Source organism: Nitrosovibrio sp. Nv17, assembly GCF_900119085.1.
Taxonomy (GTDB): domain Bacteria; phylum Pseudomonadota; class Gammaproteobacteria; order Burkholderiales; family Nitrosomonadaceae; genus Nitrosospira.
In genome coordinates this window covers 24,283-47,014 of record NZ_FPIQ01000008.1, presented here as the reverse complement: position 1 = coordinate 47,014, position 22,732 = coordinate 24,283, and the positions used below count along the sequence as shown (strand labels likewise).

19 protein-coding genes are annotated in these 22,732 nt (G+C 62.8%); 12 read left to right on the top strand and 7 right to left on the bottom strand.

The features are described from left to right. Positions 1–114: 114 nt before the first annotated feature. Both BT108_RS06435 and BT108_RS06430 read left to right on the top strand, forming a co-directional pair. Complete coding sequence (locus BT108_RS06435; protein ID WP_072293717.1) at positions 115–1,299, top strand: efflux RND transporter periplasmic adaptor subunit; 1,185 nt, start codon at positions 115–117, stop codon at positions 1,297–1,299. Between the two features lie 20 nt (positions 1,300–1,319). Beyond that, a complete protein-coding gene (locus tag BT108_RS06430) occupies positions 1,320–4,469 on the top strand; it encodes a multidrug efflux RND transporter permease subunit (RefSeq protein WP_072293716.1) in 3,150 nt (1,049 codons plus the stop codon). Between the two features lie 221 nt (positions 4,470–4,690). Here BT108_RS06430 and BT108_RS06425 read toward each other — a convergent pair whose 3' ends face one another. Next, positions 4,691–5,632, bottom strand: coding sequence for a LysR family transcriptional regulator (locus BT108_RS06425; protein WP_072293715.1), 942 nt, complete (start codon positions 5,630–5,632; stop codon positions 4,691–4,693). 230 nt (positions 5,633–5,862) lie between these two features. On the opposite strand from BT108_RS06425, the gene BT108_RS06420 reads away from it, so the two are divergent. The 5 genes from BT108_RS06420 to BT108_RS06400 all read left to right on the top strand — a co-directional run bounded on the left by BT108_RS06420 (position 5,863) and on the right by BT108_RS06400 (position 11,315). Then, positions 5,863–7,284, top strand: a complete 1,422-nt coding sequence (locus BT108_RS06420) for a form I ribulose bisphosphate carboxylase large subunit (RefSeq protein WP_072293714.1) — start codon at positions 5,863–5,865, stop codon at positions 7,282–7,284. A gap of 70 nt (positions 7,285–7,354) precedes the next feature. Next, the gene (locus tag BT108_RS06415; RefSeq protein WP_072293713.1) at positions 7,355–7,711 is read left to right on the top strand and encodes a ribulose bisphosphate carboxylase small subunit; all 357 of its coding nucleotides are present in this window, start codon (positions 7,355–7,357) and stop codon (positions 7,709–7,711) included. A 134-nt stretch (positions 7,712–7,845) separates the two neighbouring features. Next, complete coding sequence (locus BT108_RS06410) at positions 7,846–8,649, top strand: CbbQ/NirQ/NorQ/GpvN family protein (protein WP_072293712.1); 804 nt, start codon at positions 7,846–7,848, stop codon at positions 8,647–8,649. 39 nt (positions 8,650–8,688) lie between these two features. Further along, positions 8,689–11,016 carry a nitric oxide reductase activation protein NorD gene (locus BT108_RS06405; protein WP_072293711.1) on the top strand — a complete coding sequence of 776 codons (2,328 nt, stop codon included), beginning with the start codon at positions 8,689–8,691 and terminating at the stop codon, positions 11,014–11,016. Next, the gene (locus BT108_RS06400; RefSeq protein ID WP_072293710.1) at positions 11,013–11,315 is read left to right on the top strand and encodes a hypothetical protein; all 303 of its coding nucleotides are present in this window, start codon (positions 11,013–11,015) and stop codon (positions 11,313–11,315) included. Before BT108_RS06405 ends, BT108_RS06400 begins: the two co-directional genes overlap by 4 nt. 13 nt (positions 11,316–11,328) lie before the next feature. Here the strand turns inward: BT108_RS06400 and BT108_RS06395 are convergent, their stop codons facing one another. Next, positions 11,329–11,742 (bottom strand): hypothetical protein, encoded by a 414-nt coding sequence (locus tag BT108_RS06395; protein WP_072293709.1) that lies wholly within the window; start codon positions 11,740–11,742, stop codon positions 11,329–11,331. 356 nt (positions 11,743–12,098) lie between these two features. Between BT108_RS06395 and BT108_RS06390 the strand changes: the two genes are divergently transcribed. Together BT108_RS06390 and asd are read left to right on the top strand one after the other, a co-directional pair. After that, complete coding sequence (locus BT108_RS06390; RefSeq protein WP_072293767.1) at positions 12,099–13,961, top strand: ABCB family ABC transporter ATP-binding protein/permease; 1,863 nt, start codon at positions 12,099–12,101, stop codon at positions 13,959–13,961. A gap of 53 nt (positions 13,962–14,014) precedes the next feature. Beyond that, positions 14,015–14,896: an archaetidylserine decarboxylase gene (gene asd / locus BT108_RS06385; RefSeq protein WP_072293708.1), complete on the top strand. Its 882-nt coding sequence runs from the start codon at positions 14,015–14,017 to the stop codon at positions 14,894–14,896. A 151-nt stretch (positions 14,897–15,047) separates the two neighbouring features. Here the strand turns inward: asd and BT108_RS14145 are convergent, their stop codons facing one another. The 5 genes from BT108_RS14145 to BT108_RS06360 all read right to left on the bottom strand — a co-directional run bounded on the left by BT108_RS14145 (position 15,048) and on the right by BT108_RS06360 (position 18,945). Then, positions 15,048–15,548: a KGG domain-containing protein gene (locus BT108_RS14145; RefSeq protein ID WP_255369640.1), complete on the bottom strand. Its 501-nt coding sequence runs from the start codon at positions 15,546–15,548 to the stop codon at positions 15,048–15,050. A gap of 92 nt (positions 15,549–15,640) precedes the next feature. Next, positions 15,641–16,030: a DUF4870 family protein gene (locus BT108_RS06375; protein ID WP_072293766.1), complete on the bottom strand. Its 390-nt coding sequence runs from the start codon at positions 16,028–16,030 to the stop codon at positions 15,641–15,643. 253 nt (positions 16,031–16,283) lie between these two features. Next, complete coding sequence (locus BT108_RS06370; RefSeq protein ID WP_143142418.1) at positions 16,284–17,450, bottom strand: cysteine desulfurase family protein; 1,167 nt, start codon at positions 17,448–17,450, stop codon at positions 16,284–16,286. A 62-nt stretch (positions 17,451–17,512) separates the two neighbouring features. Further along, on the bottom strand, positions 17,513–17,983 hold the full coding sequence (locus BT108_RS06365) for a Fe-S cluster assembly transcription factor (RefSeq protein WP_072293705.1): 471 nt from the start codon (positions 17,981–17,983) through the stop codon (positions 17,513–17,515). A 200-nt stretch (positions 17,984–18,183) separates the two neighbouring features. Further along, positions 18,184–18,945 (bottom strand): RNA methyltransferase, encoded by a 762-nt coding sequence (locus BT108_RS06360; RefSeq protein WP_072293704.1) that lies wholly within the window; start codon positions 18,943–18,945, stop codon positions 18,184–18,186. 89 nt (positions 18,946–19,034) lie between these two features. Here BT108_RS06360 and BT108_RS06355 point away from each other — a divergent pair, with 89 nt between their 5' ends. The 3 genes from BT108_RS06355 to BT108_RS06350 are packed head-to-tail and all read left to right on the top strand — an operon-like array spanning position 19,035 to position 22,689. Next, the gene (locus BT108_RS06355) at positions 19,035–19,850 is read left to right on the top strand and encodes an inositol monophosphatase family protein (protein WP_072293703.1); all 816 of its coding nucleotides are present in this window, start codon (positions 19,035–19,037) and stop codon (positions 19,848–19,850) included. A gap of 5 nt (positions 19,851–19,855) precedes the next feature. Continuing rightward, entirely contained in the window at positions 19,856–19,981 is a 126-nt protein-coding gene (locus BT108_RS14140; protein ID WP_255369639.1) for a hypothetical protein, read from the top strand. Next, positions 19,966–22,689, top strand: a complete 2,724-nt coding sequence (locus BT108_RS06350; RefSeq protein WP_072293702.1) for an MGH1-like glycoside hydrolase domain-containing protein — start codon at positions 19,966–19,968, stop codon at positions 22,687–22,689. The genes BT108_RS14140 and BT108_RS06350 overlap by 16 nt, the downstream gene beginning before the upstream one ends. The last annotated feature ends 43 nt before the right edge of the window (positions 22,690–22,732 follow it).

Sequence of the window (22,732 nt, the reverse complement as noted above, 5' to 3'; positions counted from 1 at the left end):
GGAACGACTCCCTCTCGCGGCACCGTGTATAACCGGTCATCCTGAATAAATCGCTGCATCGACGCCATGACCGTACCGCCTCCCCTCGAATCGGCTATGAACCGGGAATCACGGATGACATTCTCCGATAGGTGGGCGATGGGCGGAAACGCCGGGCTGCTCCTGATCCTGATCCTGCTGGCCGGATGCACCGAGCAGAAATCCCCGGATACGGCACCTGCACCACAGGTTGAGGTCGTTGCCGTGAACGTCCGCACCATTCCTGACGAGCCCGAATTCATCGGCCAGACGGAAGCCTTCCGTCCCGTGGAGATCCGCCCGCAGGTCACCGGCATCATCAAGAAGATCTTCTTCACCGAGGGACGCAACATCCGGGAAGGCGACCGCCTCTACCTCATCGACCCCGTGCCGTTCGAGGCTGCCTATCTCAGCGGCAAGGCCAGGGTGGCGCAGGCGCAGGCCCGGGTATTCCAGGCGGAACGGGATCTGGCCAGGGTGAAGCCGCTGCTCGAGCAGCAGGCTGTCAGCCAGAAGAACGTGGACGACGCCATGGCCGCCGTTCTCGAATCCAAGGCGGCGCTCGAGGCGGCGCAGAGCGATCTGGTCAAGGCGAAATTCGATCGCGACAACACGCTGATCACCGCACCCGTAAGCGGCCGTGTCGGTCGCAGCCAGTTCTACGAGGGACGGCTGGTCTCGGCCCAGACGACGCTTTTGACGACCATCGACCAGTTGGACCCTATGTACGTCAATGTGAGCGTCCCGGAAAGCTACCTCCTGCGGCGGCGGCGCGAACTGGCCGAGCACAGGGTGCAGAGGCCGGACATCTTCCAGCTGCGCGGGACGATGATTTTTTCGGACGGCAGCGTCTATGCGGAAGAAGGCATCCTGGATTTCGCCGACGCCACCCTGCGCTCCGAGACGGGCATGCTCAAGGCGCGCTTCACGTTCCCCAATCCCGAGGGCCGCTCTTCCCCAGGGCATTCCTATTTCTACCCGGGGCAGTTCGTCCGGATACGCCTGCACGGCTACATCCGCACCGATGCCGTCCTGATTCCGCAGCGCGCCGTCCAGCACGGCCCCAAGGGCGCGTTCGTGTATGTGATCGACGCGGAAGAGAAGGCCGAACTGCGCCCGATCCATGCCAGCAGCTGGCATGGCGGCGACTGGCTGGTCGAGGACGGGCTGCACCCGGGCGAGCGTATCGTGGTGGAAGGCTTCCACCGGCTGCGCCCGGGCACCCAGGTCGACGCCATTCCTTACTCGGCTGACAAGATCTCCCCTGACGAGCCGGCGTAACGGGGAATCCGGACACCTCCATGAATTCCCATTTCTTCATCGATCGGCCGATCTTCGCATCGGTCCTGTCCATCATCATCGTCGTGGTGGGCCTGGTGGCGATCAACATCCTGCCGGTGGCGCAGTTTCCCCAGATCACGCCGCCCATGGTACAGATCGAAGCAGACTACCCGGGCGCCAGCGCGGAAGTCGTCGCAGAGGCAGTGGCGCGTCCCATCGAAGTCCAGCTTCCCGGCATCGACAACCTGCTGTACTACGACTCCACCAGCACGAACGATGGGCACATGACCATGAGGCTCACCTTCGAGATCGGTACCAACGTTGACATCGCGCAGGTGCAGGCGCAAAACCGCCAGCGTCTGGCGGAGCCCCAGCTCCCGGAGGAAGTCGTGCGCCAGGGAGTGACCGTCAAGAAAACCTCGCCGGATCTGCTGGCGGTCATCGCACTGAGCTCCACCGATCCCCGCCACGATACCGTGTTCCTCTCGAACTATGCCCTGCTGCGGCTGCTGGATAACGTCAAGCGCCTCCCGGGGGTGGGAGATGCCATCATCTTCGGTGGCCAGAACTACTCCATGCGGCTGATCCTCGATCCGGTGCGGATGGCCCAGCTCGACCTTACGCCTACCGAGGTGGCAGCGGTGGTGCGCGAACAGAATCGCGATTTCCCTGCCGGCAGGATCGGCCGCGAACCCATGCCTCACGCCACGGAGCTCACGATTCCCGTCATCACCCGCGGGCGCATGAGCGAAGTCAAGGAATTCGAGGACATGATCGTGCGCGCCTATCCGGATGGCTCGATGGTACGGATGCAGGACATCGCACGCGTGGAACTGGGCGCGCAATCCTACGATCTGGAGGGCCGCTGGAACGGAAAGCCCAATACCTTTCTTCTGACATTTCTTGCTCCCGGCGCCAACGCCCTCGATACCGTCCACCGGATACGCCAGGAAATGGATGCGCTCGCCCAGGCCTTTCCAGCGGGCGTCTCCTATGATATTCCCTACGACACCACCACCTTCATCGAGGCCTCCATTCGCGAAGTGGTCAAGACGCTCGCCGAGGCCACGCTGCTGGTCATCCTGGTCGTCTTCGTGTTCCTGCAAAGCTGGCGCGCCACCCTCATTCCTGCGATCGCCGTTCCGATCTCCCTCATCGGCACCCTGGCAGGCATGGCAGCGCTGGGATTCTCGATCAATACCCTGACCCTGTTCGGCATGGTGCTCGCCATCGGCATCGTGGTGGACGATGCCATCGTCGTGGTGGAGAACGTCGAGCGGCACATGGCCAGGGGGGGTCTCTCGCCCCGCGATGCGGCCAAGCGGGCCATGGACGAGGTGACCGGACCGGTCGTCGCCATCGTCCTGGTGCTGGCGGCGGTGTTCATCCCGGTCGCCTTCCTGGGGGGCATCACCGGCCAGTTGTACAAGCAGTTCGCCATCACCATCGCCCTGTCCGTGGCGATTTCGGGATTCGTCGCGCTGACGCTGAGTCCCGCGCTGTGCGCGCTGGTGCTCAAGCCGGGTCATGGCAGGCCCAGGGGAGTGTGGAAATTGTTCAACCGCTCGTTCGACTGGACGCAGACGCGCTACGTCGGCGCCGTCAGGGCCATCCTGGGAAGATCGATCCTCGCGCTGGGCGTCTTTGCAGTGCTGATAGCCGTCATCCTGGGATTGTTCAGGACCATTCCCGGCAGTTTCCTCCCCGAGGAGGACCAGGGCTACTTCATCACCATCGTGCAGTTGCCGGACGGCGCGTCCAAGGCGCGCACGATCGAGGTGCTGAACCGGGTGGAGAACTATTTCCAGTCGATCTCCGCGGTCCATTCGACCGATACCCTGGCCGGGCAGAATTTTGTCTTCGGCACTCGCGGCCCGAACCAGGCGACGATGTTCGTACCGCTGCACCACTGGGACACGCGGCGCCAGCCCGCCGAGCAGGCGCCCGGCCTGATCGCCGCCGCCTTCGAGGAATTCGCCAAGATTCCCGAGGCGTTGATCCTGGCATTCAATGCGCCTTCCATCAGGGGGCTGGGCTCCACCGGAGGCTTCTCCCTGCAGCTGCAGGATCCCAGCGGCGGCGACTTTGCCCAGTTCGCCGACGTCGCCCAGGAGTTCGTCACCCGGGCGCAGGAGCATCCGGCCATCGCGGCAGCGGGCACCAGTTTCCGCGTGAGCGCTCCCCGCCTCTACGCTCAGGTGGATCGGGAGCGGGCCAAGGCGCTGGGCGTGCCCATCTCGGAGATCTTCGACACCATGCAGGCGTACTTCGGCAACCTCTACATCAACGACTTCGTGAAATTCGGCCGTATCTACCGCGTACAGACCGAAGCACAGCCGGAGTATCGTTCCAGTCCGGACGACATCAGCAGGATATACGTACGGGCGCGCAATCAGGCAGGCGGCGCCATGATCCCGCTGGACTCCGTGGTCACTACCGAATTCACCAGCGGGCCCGATCCCGTCACCCACTTCAATGGCTACAACACCGCGCTGGTGCTGGGCAGCGCGGCACCGGGATACAGTTCGGGCCAGGCGCTCGAGGCACTGCAGCAGGTGGCGGACGAGATTCTCGTTCCCCGTGGCTATGCCGCCGACTGGAGCGGAATATCGTTCCAGGAACGCAAGGCCGGCGGACAATCCATCCTGATATTCGCCTTCGCCCTGCTGATGGTGTTCCTGGTGCTGGCCGCACTGTATGAGAGCTGGTCGATCCCGCTGGCGGTCATCCTCGCCATTCCCTTCGGGGTGCTGGGGGCGCTGCTGGCGATATGGGCGCGGGGACTGACCAATGACGTCTACTTTCAGATCGGCCTCGTGACGCTGATCGGACTGGCGGCAAAGAATGCGATCCTGATCGTGGAATTCGCCAATCAGCGGTACGCGTCCGGGATGTCGCTGGCGGAAGCCGCGATAGAAGCGGCCCACCTGCGCTTTCGTCCCATCATCATGACCTCCCTGGCATTCATCCTGGGAGTGCTTCCCCTGGTGATCGCTTCAGGTGCGGGCGCGGCAAGCCGCAACTCCATCGGAACGGGAGTATTCGGAGGCATGCTGGCCGCCACCTTCCTGGCCATCTTCTTCGTTCCGCTCTTTTTCGTGATCATCGGAAAAATCGCGCATCGCGGAAAGAATCCGCCAACGGCCACGCCTGCACCGGAAAGTCCATAGTCGATGCATCGCGCGCCGCTCGATGCCATCGCGCCATCTTCAGGCGCCTGCGCCGCGATCGGTGAGAAAAACCGGCGTCTTCCGCGGCATGCCGCTGGCGACCTTGGCCGCCACCATCCACATCCCCTATTCCTTCCCTGGTTCGGCCGCAATCCCGGACACCCGCCCGTGGCGCAGCCTCCGCCCCGGACCACCTGGCGACGCACCTCGCTCCTCGATCATCATGGAGCGGCGGGCGGCAGCTGTCCCATGTCGCTGGCCTGCCGCATCAACGTCGGCGCCTCCTCCAGCAGGAAGGCCCTGAACGCCTGCGCCACGCTCGAGAGGCGCTTGTTGCGGCGGTGCGCCACGTGCCATTGGCGCATGATGGGAAAATCCTGTACGTCCAGCATCCGCAATCGCCCCGTCTCCAGCTCCAGCTCGGCGGTATGCAGCGAGACGATGCCCAGCCCCATCCCCGCCTGCACCGCCTGCTTGATCGCCTCGCTGGTATCCGTCTCCATGCCCCGGTTGAGGGAAATGCGGTGCGCCGCGAAGAACCGCTCCATCGCGCTCCGGGTGCCGGAGCCGGGCTCCCGCACCAGGAAAGTTTCCCGCCCCAATTGCCCCACCGGGATACGGCGCGATCCGCAGAGCGGATGATGCGGCGGCGCGATGACCACCAGCGGATTCTCCATGAATGACTCCGTGCGGATGTCCAGGCCATCCGGCGGCTGGCCCATGATGGCGAGATCGACCAGATTGTCCGAAAGTTGCTTCAGCACGGTTTCCCGGTTGGAGACGTTGAGGTTGACGGTGATGCCGCGATAGCGCTGGCAGAATCTGGCCAGAAGGTGCGGAGCAAAGTATTTGGCGGTGCTCACCACCGCGATGTGCAGCTTCCCCCGCTCCAGGCCCTTCAGTTCATCGAGCGCCAGTTCCATGTCCGTCAACTGCTGCGAAATGGCTTTGCTGTAGTGATAGAGCTCGCGCCCGGCATCGGTCAGATAGATCTTCTTGCCCAACTGTTCGAACAGCGGCAATTCGACGTTGTTCTCCAGTTGGCGGATCTGCATGGATACCGCCGGCTGGCTCAGAAAAAGCTCCTCCGCAGCCCGGGAAAAACTCAGGTGGCGTGCGACAGATTCAAAGACCTTAAGTTGCCTGAGCGTGAGGTGCATCATGGATGGGATCAGGATCGGGGTTGGAAGCGAGAACCGACATCATAAGTAATATCTTATCATGATTATTAAAATTATTAATTTTATCTTATGATGAATTACCGCTATAGTAGGACCAGGACCTCGATGCACATCATTGAATTTCATGTAGATGTCACACCCGTAACATGCTCCCCGCATCGTCCCCCTCGACTGACCGTCGAAACGCGAGGAGCTTCACAGGAGGAACCACCATGGCAGGAAAGACCTACAACGCCGGCGTGAAGGAGTACCGGCAAACCTACTGGATGCCGGAGTACACGCCGCTCGATACCGACATTCTGGCATGTTTCAAGATCACCCCCCAGCCCGGCGTCGATCGCGAAGAAGCTGCGGCCGCGGTGGCTGCGGAGTCGTCCACGGGCACCTGGACCACCGTCTGGACCGACCTGCTGACCGACCTGGACTACTACAAGGGACGCGCCTACCGTATCGAGGACGTTCCCGGCGACGATACCTGCTTCTACGCCTTCATCGCCTACCCGATCGATCTGTTCGAGGAAGGCTCCGTGGTGAACGTGTTCACCTCCCTGGTCGGCAACGTGTTCGGCTTCAAGGCCATACGCGGCCTGCGGCTGGAGGATGTGCGCTTCCCCATCGCCTACGTGAAGACCTGCGGCGGCCCCCCCCACGGCATCCAGGTCGAGCGCGACATCCTCAACAAGTATGGCCGCGCACTGCTGGGCTGCACCATCAAGCCCAAGCTGGGGCTCTCGGCCAAGAACTACGGACGGGCGGTGTACGAATGCCTGCGCGGCGGCCTGGATCTGACGAAGGATGACGAGAACGTCAACAGCCAGCCCTTCATGCGCTGGCGCCAGCGCTTCGACTTCGTCATGGAAGCGATCCACAAGGCCGAACGCGAAACCGGCGAACGCAAGGGACACTATCTGAACGTGACGGCGCCGACGCCGGAGGAGATGTACAAGCGCGCCGAATACGCCAAGGAAATCGGCGCGCCCATCATCATGCACGACTACATCACCGGCGGCTTCTGCGCCAATACGGGCCTGGCCAACTGGTGCCGCAACAACGGCATCCTGCTGCACATCCATCGCGCCATGCACGCCGTCATCGACCGCAATCCGCACCACGGCATCCACTTCCGCGTCCTGGCAAAAATACTGCGCCTGTCGGGCGGAGACCACCTCCACTCCGGCACGGTGGTCGGCAAGCTGGAAGGGGATCGCGGCGCGACCCTGGGCTGGATCGACCTGATGCGCGACAGCTTCATCAAGGAGGACCGCAGCCGCGGCATCATGTTCGACCAGGACTGGGGCTCCATGCCCGGCGTGTTCCCGGTCGCCTCCGGCGGCATCCACGTCTGGCACATGCCGGCGCTGGTGGCCATCTTCGGGGACGACGCCTGCCTGCAGTTCGGCGGCGGCACGCTGGGCCACCCGTGGGGCAACGCCGCCGGCGCGGCCGCCAATCGCGTCGCGCTCGAGGCCTGCGTGGAAGCCCGCAACCAGGGTGTGGAAATCGAAAAGGAGGGCAAGGCCATCCTGACCCGGGCGGCAGCCTCCAGCCCCGAACTGAAGATCGCCATGGAAACCTGGAAGGAGATCAAGTTCGAATTCGATACCGTGGACAAGCTGGACGTCGTCCACAAGTAGCCTCATGACATGCCGCCGGCCCTGCCGGGCCGGCGGCCACGATCCGGAACCAAGAACCCAGGAGTGCACCATGCCCGAAATGATTGATTACAGCAGCCGGCTGAGCGATCCGGCCAGCCGGAAATTCGAAACCTTCTCGTACCTGCCCGCGATGGACGATCCCGGCATCCGCAAGCAGGTCGAATACATTGTGAAAAAAGGATGGAACCCCGCCATCGAGCATACCGAGCCGGAGTACCTGATGGATAACTACTGGTACATGTGGAAATTACCCATGTTCGGCGAAACCGACGTCGACCGCATCCTGGCGGAAGCCGATGCGTGCCACAAGGCGAATCCCAACAACCACGTGCGCCTGGTGGGCTATGACAACTTCGCCCAATCCCAGGGTACCGCCATGGTGATCTATCGCGGAAAGACCGTCTGAACCCGACGGGAAGCATGCCGCCCCCGTCGCCAGGGCCTGTCAACAGGCCCTGGAAGGGCGGGGATTTTTTTCGCCCATCGGGCAGGCGAGCGCCTTCTTCACTTATCGCCCCGTTGCCGGAAAATGGAGCAAACATGTCCAACGTCATCGATCAATACCGTATCGCCCATGAACCCTACTACCGCGCGGTCGCCGATGAGATCGAGCTGTACGAGGCGGCCTACTCCGTGCGCATGCCCATGATGCTGAAGGGTCCCACCGGCTGCGGCAAGACGCGGTTCGTCGAGCATATGGCCTGGAAGCTGGGGAAACCCCTGATCACCGTAGCCTGCAACGAGGACATGACCGCTTCCGATCTGGTCGGCCGCTTCCTGCTCGACGCCCAGGGGACGCGCTGGCAGGACGGGCCGCTGGCGATCGCCGCGCGCCATGGCGCCATCTGCTACCTCGACGAGATCGTGGAAGCGCGCCAGGACACCACCGTGGTGATCCATCCGCTGACCGACAATCGGCGCGTACTGCCCCTGGAAAAGAAAGGGGAATTGGTGCACGCCCATCCCGACTTCCAGATCGTGATCTCCTACAATCCGGGCTACCAGAGCCTGATGAAGGATCTGAAGCAGTCCACCAAGCAGCGTTTCGGCGGGCTGGATTTCAACTATCCGGAACATGCGATCGAGGTGGAAATCGTCGCGCACGAGACGGGCGTGGCATCGGGGATCGCGGAAAAACTGGTCTCGATCGCGGAACGGGCCCGCAATCTCAAGGGACATGGCCTGGATGAGGGCATCTCGACCCGCATGCTGATTTATGCCGGCAGCCTGATCGCCAGGGGTGTGGATGCGCATGCCGCATGTCGCGTGGCGCTGGTGCGCCCGATCACCGACGATCCGGACATGCGCGATGCCCTGGACGCCGCCGTGACCACCTTCTTCTGACCGGATTCGACATCCCGGCACGCGCGAGATATCCGGCACATGAGCGTCCATCTCGACGACTGCTCGGAGCTCCTGGAGAACCTGGAGCCGGAGTCCGCTGCGCTGCTGCGGACCATCTGGCCGGATGTGGTCAAGATCTTCTCTCCCCGCGGGATTGACAATTACCTCAAGGGCATCGTCGCGCTGAAGAGCCTGGGACGCGGGCGCGGACCAGTGGACGCATGGATCGGTGAAACACCGCAGGTGGCCAAGGAGGTGGGCGAGGACGTGGTGGCGGATCTGGCGACCTCGACGCTGGTGCTGGCCTCGAAGACCTCGGGCGCGGTGATCGAGCTCATCCTCGCAACCGCGCCGACGGCAGCGAAACGGCTGGGAGACGCCCATCTGTTCCAGAATTACCTCCAGTTCCTTGGCATCCTCGTGGCCCAGGCGCCACGTGGCGTGCGCCCCATGCTGGACAAGCTGGACGTGCTGCTCGGCCAGCTGACCCTGGGTGGCCTGCGCCGCTGGGCCCTGTGGGGCGCACACGCCTACCGTACCAGCTACGAGGAACAGGTACGGTACTTCGGACTCGACTCCAAGGAGTCGCAGGCGATGATGCAGAAGGAGCGCAAGGGCACTCTCTTCGTCGACGTGCAGCGCCGCATCAACCTGTATCTGCGGGCATTGTGGGGCCGGGATTTCTTCATGAGGCCCACGTCCGGCGATTTCGAGACGCGCGAGGGCTACCGGCCCTACATCGAGCAGTACCAGATCCACCTGCCGGATGCCTACGACGCATTCGGGGACATCGCCGCCGCCGAGATCTACCGGGCCGCGGCCGCCCATGCGGCCGCCCACCTGGTGGAGACGAAGCACCCCATCTCCGCGGAGGCGCTGAATCCCCTGCAGATGGCGGTCATCTCGGTGATCGAGGATGCGCGCGTCGAGGCCCTTGCGATCCGGCGCTTCCCGGGCCTGCGCCCGCTCTGGTCGGCGCTGCACACCGCGACGCCGGAGATGAATGCCAGCGTCGGACACCATCTCGACCGCCTGGCGCGCGCGCTGCTGGATCCGGGCTATCGGGACGATGACCCATGGGTGGCCGCCGGCCGCCTGCACTTCGCCCAGGCACAGGACCGGCTCGGCAGCCACCAGCTCTCATGGGACATCGGGGTACAGCTCGCCCACTCCCTCAGGCACAAGGGGATTCCCTTCAATCCCCGCACCGACCAGCTGAGCGCGCCCTATCGCGACGACAACCGGTATTTCTGGGAATTCGAGGAATTCGATCTCGAGCAGTCGCTCGCAGCCGGGTACGAGAAGGACAGGCAGGTACGCAAGTACGTCAGCCCCATGGAGCTCGCCAACGAGGTGGAAGTCGAAGGCGCAGGGGACGACGCCCAGGAAATCTGGGTCATGGGAACGGAATTCTTCCCGTATGAGGACAACGGCGTGTCCTACAACGCGTCCGAGGGCAGGGAACCGCCGATCCAGCCGTGCCACTACTCGGAGTGGGACTACCAGATCCAGCTCGAACGCCCGGCCTGGGCCACCGTGCAGGAAAAACGGGCCAAGCTGGGCGACATGGCGCTCATCGACGACATCGCCGCGCGCTACCGGCGCGAGATCTCGCGCATGAAATTCCTGCTCGACGCGATGCAGCCGCAAGGCGTGCGCCGTATCCGCAAGCTGGAAGACGGCGACGAGATCGACATCAACGCCGCCATCGCCTCGATCGTGGACATGCGCATGGGATTGCAGCCGGATCCGCGCATCATGATGCGTTCGGTCAGGAAGGTCCGCGACATCTCGGTGCTGGTGTTGCTGGATCTGTCCGAATCCACCAACGAGAAAGTAGCCGGGCAGGAACACACCGTGCTCGAGTTGACCCGCCAGGCCACGGTACTCCTGGCGGACGCCATCGCCAGGATCGGCGACCCCTTCGCCATACACGGCTTCTGCTCGGATGGACGGCACCACGTCGAGTACTATCGCTACAAGGACTTCGATCAGGCCTACGACGAGAGGCCCAAGGCCCGGCTGGCCGGCATGACCGGACAGCTCTCCACGCGCATGGGGGCGGCGATCCGCCATGCCAGCCATGCCCTCGGGCTGCAGAAGTCATCCAGGAAGCTGCTGCTGGTGATCACCGATGGCGAACCTGCGGACGTGGACGTGCGCGATCCCCAGTATCTGCGCTACGATACCCGCAAGGCCGTGGAGGAGGCAGGCCGCCACGGCATCGTCACCTATTGCATGAGCCTGGACCCGCGTGCGGACCAGTACGTGTCGCGCATCTTCGGTGCCCGAAACTACATGGTCGTCGACCATGTGGAACGATTACCGGAGAAACTCCCGGTACTTTATGCAGGATTGACACGATGATGAAACAGCACTATGCGGGGCTAGACCAGGACGAGAATGGCGGCCTGACGCACATCGGACGCATGATCCTCGATGCCCGGGTATTCGGCATCCTGCCCGAATCGGAGACCTGCGCCGGATGGGACGCCGCGCAGATACAGAATCTGTACGAGAAGGTGTACGCCGCGTGGGAGCCTTACGCACATCTTCCCAGCCGCCTGTCCGATGCCCTGCGGCAGCGGCACGCGCGGATCTATTCCGAGGCCATCGACAACGCCAGGCGGTGCGGCTGGAACGCGGAACTGAAAGACGAGGATTGACCCACGGATCAAGTCACCCTTTCGTTGCAACCGTGGGAAACGTCAGCACCTTCCCCGGTCCCTCGAATTTGGCTCTCCCCGCCAGGGTTTGCAGCGCGCGAGGAAATTCCGTCTGCAGGCGCCGCATGATCTCCGCCGCATCGGGACGATAGTACACCGCATCGTAGCGTACCGGCTGATCGAGGGCGCTGCGACTGCGCGCTTGAAACTTTCGCCACGCGATGTCGATCCAGCACTTGCGCGCACTGCCCAGAAACACGAACTCCTCCGCGTCCAGTATCGCCAGGTATTGCATGGCACGGATCGGGACGAACAGATTGCCGGTGGCGCAACGAGCCAGCAGCGTGACGGCAAGATTGTAGGTCTCCGCCGGCAGGTGGCGGGCCTCATGCCCCACTTCATCATCGCGGTAGCAGGTGATTTCCATGTTCGACCCTCCCGGAGATCCTGAAACTGCCCGAAAATGCCAGAAACGCCCGATCCGATTCGAGTGGATGCGAGCATTCACCCTCCATTTTTCACGCACTGCGGCATGAATGCAAGATCCCTGCATCCCTGCCGCAGAGGCGTCGGAATGAAATCGGAAAATCACGCTATACTTTGCGGTTTTGGGTCGTGCGGAAGCGTGAATCCACCGATCCTGGCGGAGCGGAACGGGAGAAGCGGCCTCGGGAACGGGGTTCGATCCCCTTGAAAGCAGCGCTCCATCCCCCCGGAAAGACGCGCGTCCCCCGTAGCCGCATTCGAGTGGATGGCGTCGATCTCCCCGTACCTTTAAGCATGATGCACTCCATCCATCCACAAAGACCGCCGGTCAGGCGGGCCGACTGGCAGACCCTGCGCACCCTGCTGCCCTATCTGTGGGAATTCAAGCTCAGGGTTGCCGCTGCCCTGCTGCTTCTGACGCTGGCCAAGCTGGCCAGCGTCGCGGTACCGATGATCCTCAAGGAGATCGTCGATGCGCTGGACCAGCCGAAGGACATGCTCGCCCTGCCGCTCCTGCTGCTGATCGGCTATGGGGCCCTGCGCCTGTGCAGCACGCTGTTCGGAGAACTGCGCGACGCCATATTCGCCAAGGTGACGCAGCGCGCGATCCGCCGCGTGGCGATCCAGGTATTCGAGCACTTGCACATGCTTTCGCTGCGCTTCCATCTGGCACGGCAGACAGGCGGCGTGTCGCGCGATATCGAGCGCGGCACCCGGGGCATCTCGTTCCTGCTCAATTTCATGCTGTTCAACATCCTGCCGACCCTGCTGGAGATCGGGCTGGTGGCGGCCATCCTCCTGTCCCGATACGATGCCTGGTTCTCGGTGATCGTCTTCTCGACGCTTGCCGCCTATATCGCACTCACCCTGATCGTCACCGAGTGGCGCATGATCTTTCGCCGCACCATGAACGACATGGATTCCAAGGCCAACACCCAGGCCGTCGACAGCCTGCTGAACTACGAAACGGTCAAGTACTTCGCCAACGAAGCCTGGGAAACGCAACGCTACGATACCCACCTGCAGCAATGGGAAATCGCCGCGGTGCGCAACCAGACGTCGCTCGCCGCACTCAATTCGGCACAAAGCGCCATCATCGCGGTGGGGGTGACCCTGCTGCTGTGGCTGGCAGCCGATGGGGTGGTCCAGGGCAGCATGACCCTGGGTGACCTGGTGCTGATCAATGCATTCATGCTGCAACTGTATATGCCGCTGCACTTTCTTGGGTTCGTCTACCGTGAAATCAAGCATTCCCTGGCGGATATGGAAAAGATGTTCGGCTTGCTGGCCGAGCACGCGGAAGTCAGCGATCGGCCGGGAGCGGTCGATCTCGTCCCGGGCGATGCGGCGGTTCGCTTCGAAAACGTGAGTTTCGGCTACGAGTCCGATCGCCAGATCCTGTTCGATATCAGCTTCGCCATCCCCGCGGGAGGCAACGTGGCCGTGGTGGGTCACAGCGGTTCCGGCAAATCGACCCTGGCGCGGCTGATGTTCCGCTTCTACGACGTCACCCGGGGGCGCATTCTGATCAACGGACAGGACATCAGCAACGTGACTCAGCGAAGCCTGCGCAACGCCGTAGGCATCGTTCCACAGGATACCGTCCTGTTCAACGACAGCATCTATTACAACATCGCCTACGGACGACCCCATGCCAGCCACGACGAAGTGATCGAAGCCGCGCGCGCCGCGCACATCCACGATTTCATCGAAAGCCTGCCGGATGGCTATCTGACCCCGGTCGGCGAGCGCGGGCTCAAACTGTCCGGAGGAGAGAAGCAGCGTGTGGCGATCGCGCGCGCACTGTTGAAAAGCCCTGCCCTGCTGATCTTCGACGAGGCTACCTCGGCGCTGGATTCCAGTTCGGAAAGGGCCATCCAGACGGAATTGAAGCGCATCGCCACCGATCGCACCACCCTGACCATCGCCCATCGTCTGTCCACCATCGCGGATGCCGACCAGATTCTGGTGATGAGCCAGGGCCGCATCGTCGAGCGCGGCACTCATCACGGGCTGCTTGCCGCCCAGGGTGCCTATGCCCGCATGTGGGAACTGCAGTGGCAGGAGGAGCAAACGCGACGGCGGGAGATTCCCCTGACGCACCGCCTTGCGGTGGACGGAGGTCGTGGGACAGGTGGGAACGGCCAAGCCGAGACTTAATTCGCGCCAACCTTTATAATTCCTTTCTATCGCTTCGTCCCGAGGTATCCCGCGTGCTGAACGCCCTTTCCGTATTCCCCCAGTATCTGCTGCCCAAGCAGGCCCTGACCGAGTTGGCAGGCAGATTCGCCAAGGCGAATGCCGGCAGGCTCACCACCTTCGCCATCCGGCGGTTCATCGAGCACTACGACGTGGACATGCGTGAAGCGATCAATGGCGATATCCACAGCTATCGGACCTTCAACGATTTCTTTGCCCGGGCGCTGCGACCGGAAACCCGCCCTATCGCCCAAACCAGCCACGTCTGCCCGGTCGACGGCACCATCAGCCAGCTGGGCGTCATTTGCAGGGACCGCATCATCCAGGCCAAGGGACGGAACTACTCGGTGACAGCGCTGGTGGGGGGCGACCACAACCTGGCCGAGAAATTTCATGACGGCCATTTCACCACCCTCTATCTCAGCCCGAGGGACTACCACCGGGTGCACATGCCGTGCAGTGGACAGCTGACCCGCATGATCTACATTCCCGGGGCGCTGTTCTCGGTCAACCCCGGGACGGTGCGAGGCGTACCCCGTCTGTTCGCACGCAACGAGCGCGTCGTCTGTGTATTCGATACCGGGCACGGGCCGTTTGCGCTGGTACTGGTAGGAGCTACCATCGTGGGCAGCATCGCCACGACATGGCATGGCGTCGTGAACGCCCCGCGCTCCGGGCAGACCCGCGAATGGCGCTACGAGACACGAGGGCTGGTATTCGACAAGGGGGAGGAAATGGGCCGGTTCCTGCTGGGCTCGACGGTCGTGACGCTGTTCCCCCGGAACGGAATGACGCTCAATCCGTTATGGATGCGCGGTCAGGCCGTCCGCTTTGGCGAAGCCATGGGGAACTGGTCCGGGAACGAGCCTTCCTTCGATCTCCGGCATCCGGATTGACGGCCGCTTCTTGCCTCCATGGAGCCCCAGACTCCATGGAGGCAAGAAGCGCACCTACGGGGCGTATCGCGAGGCGGCAGGAGAAGATCCTCTTCCATCAGGATTTCCCGGTCGCCCCACCACCACCCATACTGCGCACGGAGAGGGCTGTTTACTGCTTCCTGGCCCGAGGGCTCTTCTCAGCCTGGATGGACGCTTCCACCGCCTGCTTCTTCTTTCTCTGAGCGATCCCTCCCTTATAACCTGCCAGGCTGGCTTCCTCAGGGGTGAAGCGATGGGCGGTTCCTTTCGCATGTGCGGCCTTTCCACCCTTGCTGGCGATCGCCCGCTGCTTTTCCTTGTCCATGGAAGCGAAACCACGTTTGCTGTACTTTCCCTTATTGTTCTTATCTTGATCTGCACTCATGTCTATCTCCTGAAATTCGAACCCATATCTCCATTTTTCACTCATACGTCGCCGCGACCGGTCCGTCCTACCCCACAAATTACACGGCGTCTGGCGGAACCCCGAAAATGCAGCGACATCGCTATCATAAACCAAGTTGATCATCTCGACTGTACGGCGACGCACATAAGAGCTATTGTTGGAGAACTGCGAAATGTGTTGAATCCAGCCCAGCACATTTCCCTGCACCACGGCAGGCAAAAACACTGATGTTCATATGGGTAAAGCACATTTTGACCAGCTTCCGACGGAAAATGTTCCGCAACGAAACCGAATTGTTGAAATAAACGGAAAAAAGATCAGCCCGCAAGGGGCCTGCCTTCGTTGAGAGCCACCCAGCCGCGAACAATGCGATAGAGCACCCAGACACCCGCGCCCACTGCCACGATGTAGGCAGGCACGATACCGATCACGGTGACGAACAGCGCTGCCGCAACCACCACCCAGAGCAGGGTATACCAGAACGTGCGCACCTGCCAGCTGAAATGCGAATCCAGATAGGTCCCGCGCACATCGGCACGCTTTGCATAATTGATGAGCACCGCGATGATGGAAGGCCAACCGGTCAGGAAGGCCGTGACGATGAACGCCGGGCCCAACATGCCCATGACGATGCTGAAGGCATGCAGCAGGTAGATGATGTAGGTCAGCCTGACGAGCCCACGCCGGGGGGTCGCGGAGATGATCATGCTCTCGGTACGCTGCAGGTCGTGGCCCGCGCCTCGGAATCGCGCCGGACTCGACACCGCCCTCAGGTGTCTTGGGGAGCTCCTGGAACCTGCCCGTCCGGATCCGGATTCGGGGATTCGATGGGCTGCGGCTTGTCCCTGTCCAGCTTGCGCTGTCTTTTTTCTTCCTGCTTCTTCTTTTTGAGAAGGTCCCTCTGACGCTTCTCATACTGGAAATTGGGTCGTGCCAACTTGAATGACTCCTCTGTCCGGGTTAGAGCGCAACCTTGCCCACATGCTCGAGCTCCCTGACCACACTTTCCAGTGTCGTCAGGAATGCCTCCACCTGAACCAGCGTATTGTCGCTACCCAGGCTGATGCGCACCGCGCAGCGGGCCAGCATCGGATCCACGCCCATGGCCTCGAGCACATGGCTCTGGCCGGGGGTCACGCTCGAACATGCGGCACCGCTTGCCACTGCAAACCCGGCCTTGTCGAGACGGACCACCAGAGTATCGCCCTCGACACCCGGTATCGCAAAATAGCAGGTATTGGGCAGGCGTGGCGCGCCCAGCCCGAAGATCGTGGCCCCTCTCCCGATCAGTCCCTGCTCCAGCCGGGCCCGCAGGGACGCGATGCGTGAGCCCTCCTGCATCAATCGGCCCCTTGCCAACTCGCAGGCCACTCCGAATCCGACGATGGCAGGCACGTTCTCCGTCCCCGAGCGCAACCCGTTCTCATGCCCTCCTCCGAAGATGAGGGGCCTGAGCAGCAGTCGCTTGTCCATGACCAATGCGGCGGCACCCTTGGGACCTTGGATCTTGTGAGCCGAGAGCGTCATGGCGTGGACGTTGAGCGCGGAGAAATCCACGGCGATCTTGCCGAATGCCTGTACCGCATCGGTATGCATCCATGCGCCGCATGCCCTTGCTCTTTCCCCGATCGCCGCCACATCCTGGATGACACCGGTCTCGTTGTTCGCCAGCATCACGGATACCAGACCGGGACGACGCTGCGCCACCGCAGCGTCGAAATCCACTGCATCGACCTGACCCAGGGCATCCACCCGCAGGCGATGTACCTCCCACTTTTCGCCCGTTCCGCGACCCAGTTCCTGGGCCGCCCGCATCACGCACGGGTGCTCGATCGCGCTGACGACGATACGGGAAGGCTTCAGATAACCGGCCGCACCCCTGATGAACAGGTTGTTGGCTTCCGATCCGCCGCTGGTGAAAATCACCTGCGCGGGTTGCACGCCCACGGCCTCCGCCACCTGTTCACGCGCCAGGTTGACGGCCTTGCGCGCCTCCATGCCATATGCATGGCGGCTGGAGGGATTGCCGAATTTCGTCTGGAAATAGGGCAGCATCGCGCCCCAGACCCTGCCATCCACCGCCGTGGTGGCATTATGATCGAAATAGACGTCCAAGGCGTCATTCATACCCATGGCAGCGCCTTCTCATGGCGCGATCCCCCTGCGTACCGAACCGCCATGTCGCCGGGTCACGCCGCGACGATCTCAACGGATTCGCTGCGCACCCTCATGTCCTGCAATACCGCGATATCCTTCACCTTCGGATTCGCTGCCAGTTCTTCCAGAGTGACCATGGCAAGATAATCTCGTATCCGGATGTTCAGGCTGACCCACAGATCGTGGGTCATGCAGCGCTGGTCATTGTAGCAGTTTTCCTTCCCCCCGCACTGCGTTGCGTCGATGGGCTCATCCACCGCCAGAATGATATCCACCACGGATATCTCGCCCATCGGCCTCGCCAGGCGATACCCTCCCCCGGGTCCGCGCACGCTGACCACCAGTCTGTTGCGCCGCAATTTCCCGAACAATTGCTCCAGATAGGAGAGGGAAATCTTCTGGCGCTCGCTGATGCCCGCCAGCGTGACAGGCCCTTGCTCGCCATGCAGGGCGAGATCGATCATCGCCGTCACCGCGAAGCGCCCCTTGGTCGTCAATCGCATGTTGTACTCCTTGATTCTCGTGTCTATCGACGAAAGTCGATGTGAAATGAACGGGAACTCCGCTCGGAATGGCCGCCCGAATACCCGACAATGTTTGTCAAGTATATAAAGTCCCCTCATTTCAGTCAACTATTTTGCTGCCCGAATACGCAAGAATTGACATGGATCAACTCCATGGCGGCGGGAGAGGGATCCGCGTCTCATCCCCTTCGTTGTCCGGATGGCTTGCGGTTCGCCTCCATTCGTTTCTCGACGGCATTCAGCATGCCGCGCAGGATATTCACCTCATCCTTGTCCAGGCGCGCACGCGCGAACAGTCGGCGCATCCGCTGCATGAGTCGTCTGGGCTCCCCGGGATCCAGAAAATCACTGGCGATCGCAACCCGCTCCAGATGATGCAGAAGCCGCTCGACCTCGTCGAAATCCGCTGCCGCACCAGTCGGCGGCAGCGGCAGCAGCGGCGACGACAAGGCCATGCGCACTTCGTAGGCCATGACCTGGACGGCACTGGCGAGATTGAGCGAGGAATAGCCCGGGTTTGCCGGAATGTGCACCACGATCTGGCAGCGGCTGACCTCCGCCGTGGTCAGGCCGGACATTTCGGTGCCGAAGACCAGCGCGACCGGCCCCTGACCTGCATACCGGCATAACTCATGGACACCCGAGCGGGCGTCGAAAGCCTCATGGGAAAGGTCCCGGATGCGCGCGGTAACCGCCGCCGCCAGCACCGTGCCGCCCAGTGCCTCATCCAGCTCCTCGCACACCCTGGCATGGTTCAGTATGTCCCACGCGCCGGCAGCGCGGACCTCGGCCTCCTTGTCGGGAAAGATCCGGGGATTGACGAGATAGAGCGATTCCAGGCCCATCGTTTTCATGGCGCGTGCCACGGCCCCGATATTGCCCGGATGGCTGGGGTGACTCAATACGATGCGGACATTGTCGAGCGGATCCGAGCGATTCATACTAAAATCCGGACAATCGCCCGGACCTGCCGCCTTCTTCCAAGGCCAGATGGCCCGATCGAATCATTCAATTTCCGGATCCACACGCCATGCATCCCATGCTCACCACCGCGGTCAAGGCCGCACGCCGTGCCGGCAGCATCATCAACCGCGCCGCACAGAATCTCGATCTGCTGCAGGTATCGCGCAAGGCGCACAACGACTTCGTCAGCGAGGTCGACGGCGCCGCGGAGGAAGCCATCATCAAGGTGCTGCTGGGCGCCTACCCTGATCACTCGATTCTAGCAGAGGAGAGCGGGGCACGAGGCACATCGGAGTATCAGTGGATCATCGACCCGCTCGACGGTACCACCAATTTCCTCCACGGCTTTCCGCACTACTCGGTCTCCATCGCGCTGATGCACCGCGGTGTGCCGACCCAGGGGGTGGTATACAATCCCTCGGCCAACGAATTGTTCACCGCCAGCCGTGGCCAGGGCGCCTACCTCAACGATCGCCGCCTGCGTGTGAGCAAGCGCGCGCAGCTGGGTGACTGCCTGATCGGCACCGGCTTCCCTTTCCGGGAATTCTCGCACGCGCCGGCCTATCTTGCCATATTCCAGGACATCATGCCCAAGGTCGCAGGAATTCGCCGCCCCGGCTCCGCTGCGCTGGACCTCGCCTATCTGGCTGCCGGGCGTTATGATGGCTTCTGGGAAATGGGGCTGTCCCCATGGGACATCGCCGCGGGCTGCCTGCTCATCACGGAAGCGGGAGGGCTGCTGGGCGACCTCGAAGGAAATGCGACGCACATGCAGACCGGCAACCTGCTGGCCGGCAACCCCAGAATCTTCGCCCAGCTGCTGCAGATGATCGCACCCCATCTGGAAAAGATGCCGGCGCCCCGCAGACCCGCGGATGGATGACACCCATGAGCATCGGACAGCCGCCGAGTTTCCTGCCGCACCGCAAGGTCGTCCGCCCGCTGGACGGGAGCGGGGCGGACCAGGCCAGTTGCACACCCCGTGCGAGGAATCCGGCGTGCGCGCTCCATTGAACGCGGAGCAGCAGCGCCTCGAGCACCAGAGGACAGGCTACGAGAACTGGCGCCTGTGGGGACCCTACCTGGCGGAGCGCGCCTGGGGGACCGTGCGCGAGGACTACAGCCCGAACGGGGCCGCCTGGGAGTACTTCGATCACGAGCAATCCCGCTCCCGCGCCTATCGCTGGAATGAAGACGGCCTGGGCGGCATCTCGGACGAGGCACAGAGGCTCTGCTTCGCCCTGGCGCTGTGGAACGGCAGGGATACCCTGCTGAAGGAACGCGCGTTCGGCCTGACCAACCGGCAGGGCAACCGCGGCGAGGACGTGAAGGAATGCTACTTCTATCTCGACGCCACGCCTTCGCATGCCTGGCTGCGCTATCTCTACAAGTACCCGCAGCGCGCCTTCCCCTATGCACAGCTGATCGAGGAAAACGCGCGGCGCCTCCGCACCGACCCGCCCTTCGGCCTGATCGACAGCGGCGCATTCGCCGATGATCGCTACTGGGATGTGGAAATCAGTTACGCCAAGGCATCGCCCGAGACGCTGCATATCCGCATCGTCGCTGCCAACCGGGGAGAGGACGAGGCCGTGCTGTGGCTGGTGCCGCAGCTGTGGTTCCGCAATGACTGGTCATGGTCGCAGCGACCCGGCCGGAAACCGGAGCTGCGCGACCTGCCGGCCGCCGGCGGCGCCGCCTGGGCGGTGGAGGCGGAACACCCGCTGCTGGGAACGTATCGCCTCTGGGGACGGCAGCAGGCTGAGGTCGTCTACACCGGGAACGACTCCCATCACCAGCGTCTGTGGGGCACACCCGACGCCTCGCCCTATGTCAAGGACGCATTCCACCGCTATCTGGTCGAGAACGAACACACGGCCGTCGATCCGGAGCGGAAGGGTACGAAATGCGGTGCGATTCATGTGCTGCGGCTCGCGCCGGGCGCGAGCGGGGTCCTGGACCTCGTGCTCTCGAATGGCCACCTTGCGCAACCGTTCGAGAGACACGACACGACGCTTTCGCTGCGCCGCGGGGAAGCCGACATCTTCTACGCGGACCTGCTGCCCGGCACCAGTCCGCAGGATCACCGCATTCTGCGCCAGGCCCTGGCAGGCACGATATGGAACAAACAATTCTATCACTACGACGTCTCCGCCTGGCTGAAGGGGGACGACGTGCCGTCCCCGCCCTCCAGGGCGCGGGGACGCAACCATGAGTGGCCGCACTTCAGCCTCCATCACGTGATATCCATGCCGGACACCTGGGAATACCCCTGGTTCGCCGCGTGGGATCTGGCCTTTCACTGCGCGGTGCTGGCGCTCATCGACGTGGATTTCGCCAAGGATCAGGTCGAACTGCTGCTGCGCGAAACCTCCCTGCACCCGAACGGACAGATTCCCGCCTACGAGTGGTCGTTCGGGAACGTCAACCCCCCCTTGCACGCCATGGCGGCCCTCAAGGCGTTCCGCGCCGAACGAGTGCAGCGCGGCGCGGGCGACACCGCCTTCCTCAAGCGCGTTCTGCACAAGCTGCTGCTCAACCACACCTGGTGGGTCAACCGCAAGGATGCCGACGGCACCAACATCTTCGAGGGTGGATTCCTCGGACTGGACAATATCTCCGTCTACGACCGGTCACGGCCTCTGCCCCCGGGCTATACCCTGAAGCAGTCCGACGCCACGGGATGGATGGCGATGTTCTCCTTGCAGCTGACCGTGATCGCGCTGGAAATCGCGGTGGACGATCCGGCCTACGAAGACATCGCCGTCCAGTGCTATTGCCAGTTTCTGGCGATCGGTCATGCCATCGCCGGTCACGGCGGCTCCCACGTGTCGCTCTGGGATGAAGCGGATGGCTTCTTCAAGGACCTCATGATCCAGCCGGATGGCTCGGTCAGCCGCATCGACGTGTTCTCGTGGGTGGGGATCATCCCCCTGTTCGCATGCGAGGTCGTGGACGCGCGGCTGATCGAGAACCGGCCTCGCTTCAAATCCCTGTTGTGGCGGCATAAAGGCGGCATGTTCAACGGCAGCATCGTATGTGCCTGCCCGGTACACACCAACGAGCGTGGCGAGCATCTGCTGTCCCTGGTCACCGCACCCATGCTCGTGAAGATGCTTCCCCGCATCTTCGACGAGGCGGAGTTCCTCTCCCCGCATGGCGTACGCAGCGTCTCCAAGCGCCATGCCACGCACCACGACCCTGCGCACATCCCCGGTGTCGGCGAGGCATTCATCCACTACGTGCCCGGCGAATCCGATTCCCCGATGTTCGGCGGCAATTCGAACTGGCGCGGCCCGGTATGGATGCCCACCAATTACCTCCTGGTGCAGTCCATCGAAAAGATGCACCGCTTCCTCGGCGACGGATTCACCTTTCCTGCACCCTGCCTGAACGGCTACGAGATCACGCTCAGGTATGCCGCCACCATGTTGGCCGAGCGGCTGGCGGACCTCTTCCGCCGCGACGACTCGGGATTGATCCCCGCCTTTGCCGCGGACAGCCCGTACCAGAACGATCCGCACTGGCGCGAACTGCTGCTGTTCCACGAGTACTTCCACGGAGAGACAGGCCAGGGACTGGGCGCATCGCACCAGACGGGATGGAGCGCGCTGATCGCAAATCTCGTCATGCGCCGCTACCATCCCGACATACCGGCGTATTGGAGGCAACGGGCAGGCATGCAACCGCGCGATGGGGATTCCCCGCCGCCCGCATCCTGAGAAGCATCCACCGGGGGGCGGAACAGGCGTCCACCTTCTCCCC

Excerpts from the sequence above, each read along its gene's own strand:
- BT108_RS06435 (WP_072293717.1), top strand. The coding sequence starts at position 115 with ATGACATTCTCCGATAGGTGGGCGATGGGCGGAAACGCCGGGCTGCTC.
- BT108_RS06430 (WP_072293716.1), top strand. The coding sequence starts at position 1,320 with ATGAATTCCCATTTCTTCATCGATCGGCCGATCTTCGCATCGGTCCTG.
- BT108_RS06425 (WP_072293715.1), bottom strand. The coding sequence starts at position 5,632 with ATGATGCACCTCACGCTCAGGCAACTTAAGGTCTTTGAATCTGTCGCA.
- BT108_RS06420 (WP_072293714.1), top strand. The coding sequence starts at position 5,863 with ATGGCAGGAAAGACCTACAACGCCGGCGTGAAGGAGTACCGGCAAACC.
- BT108_RS06415 (WP_072293713.1), top strand. The coding sequence starts at position 7,355 with ATGCCCGAAATGATTGATTACAGCAGCCGGCTGAGCGATCCGGCCAGC.
- BT108_RS06410 (WP_072293712.1), top strand. The coding sequence starts at position 7,846 with ATGTCCAACGTCATCGATCAATACCGTATCGCCCATGAACCCTACTAC.
- BT108_RS06405 (WP_072293711.1), top strand. The coding sequence starts at position 8,689 with ATGAGCGTCCATCTCGACGACTGCTCGGAGCTCCTGGAGAACCTGGAG.
- BT108_RS06400 (WP_072293710.1), top strand. The coding sequence starts at position 11,013 with ATGATGAAACAGCACTATGCGGGGCTAGACCAGGACGAGAATGGCGGC.
- BT108_RS06395 (WP_072293709.1), bottom strand. The coding sequence starts at position 11,742 with ATGGAAATCACCTGCTACCGCGATGATGAAGTGGGGCATGAGGCCCGC.
- BT108_RS06390 (WP_072293767.1), top strand. The coding sequence starts at position 12,099 with ATGCACTCCATCCATCCACAAAGACCGCCGGTCAGGCGGGCCGACTGG.
- BT108_RS06375 (WP_072293766.1), bottom strand. The coding sequence starts at position 16,030 with ATGATCATCTCCGCGACCCCCCGGCGTGGGCTCGTCAGGCTGACCTAC.
- BT108_RS06370 (WP_143142418.1), bottom strand. The coding sequence starts at position 17,450 with ATGAATGACGCCTTGGACGTCTATTTCGATCATAATGCCACCACGGCG.
- BT108_RS06365 (WP_072293705.1), bottom strand. The coding sequence starts at position 17,983 with ATGCGATTGACGACCAAGGGGCGCTTCGCGGTGACGGCGATGATCGAT.
- BT108_RS06360 (WP_072293704.1), bottom strand. The coding sequence starts at position 18,945 with ATGAATCGCTCGGATCCGCTCGACAATGTCCGCATCGTATTGAGTCAC.
- BT108_RS06355 (WP_072293703.1), top strand. The coding sequence starts at position 19,035 with ATGCATCCCATGCTCACCACCGCGGTCAAGGCCGCACGCCGTGCCGGC.
- BT108_RS14140 (WP_255369639.1), top strand. The coding sequence starts at position 19,856 with ATGAGCATCGGACAGCCGCCGAGTTTCCTGCCGCACCGCAAGGTCGTC.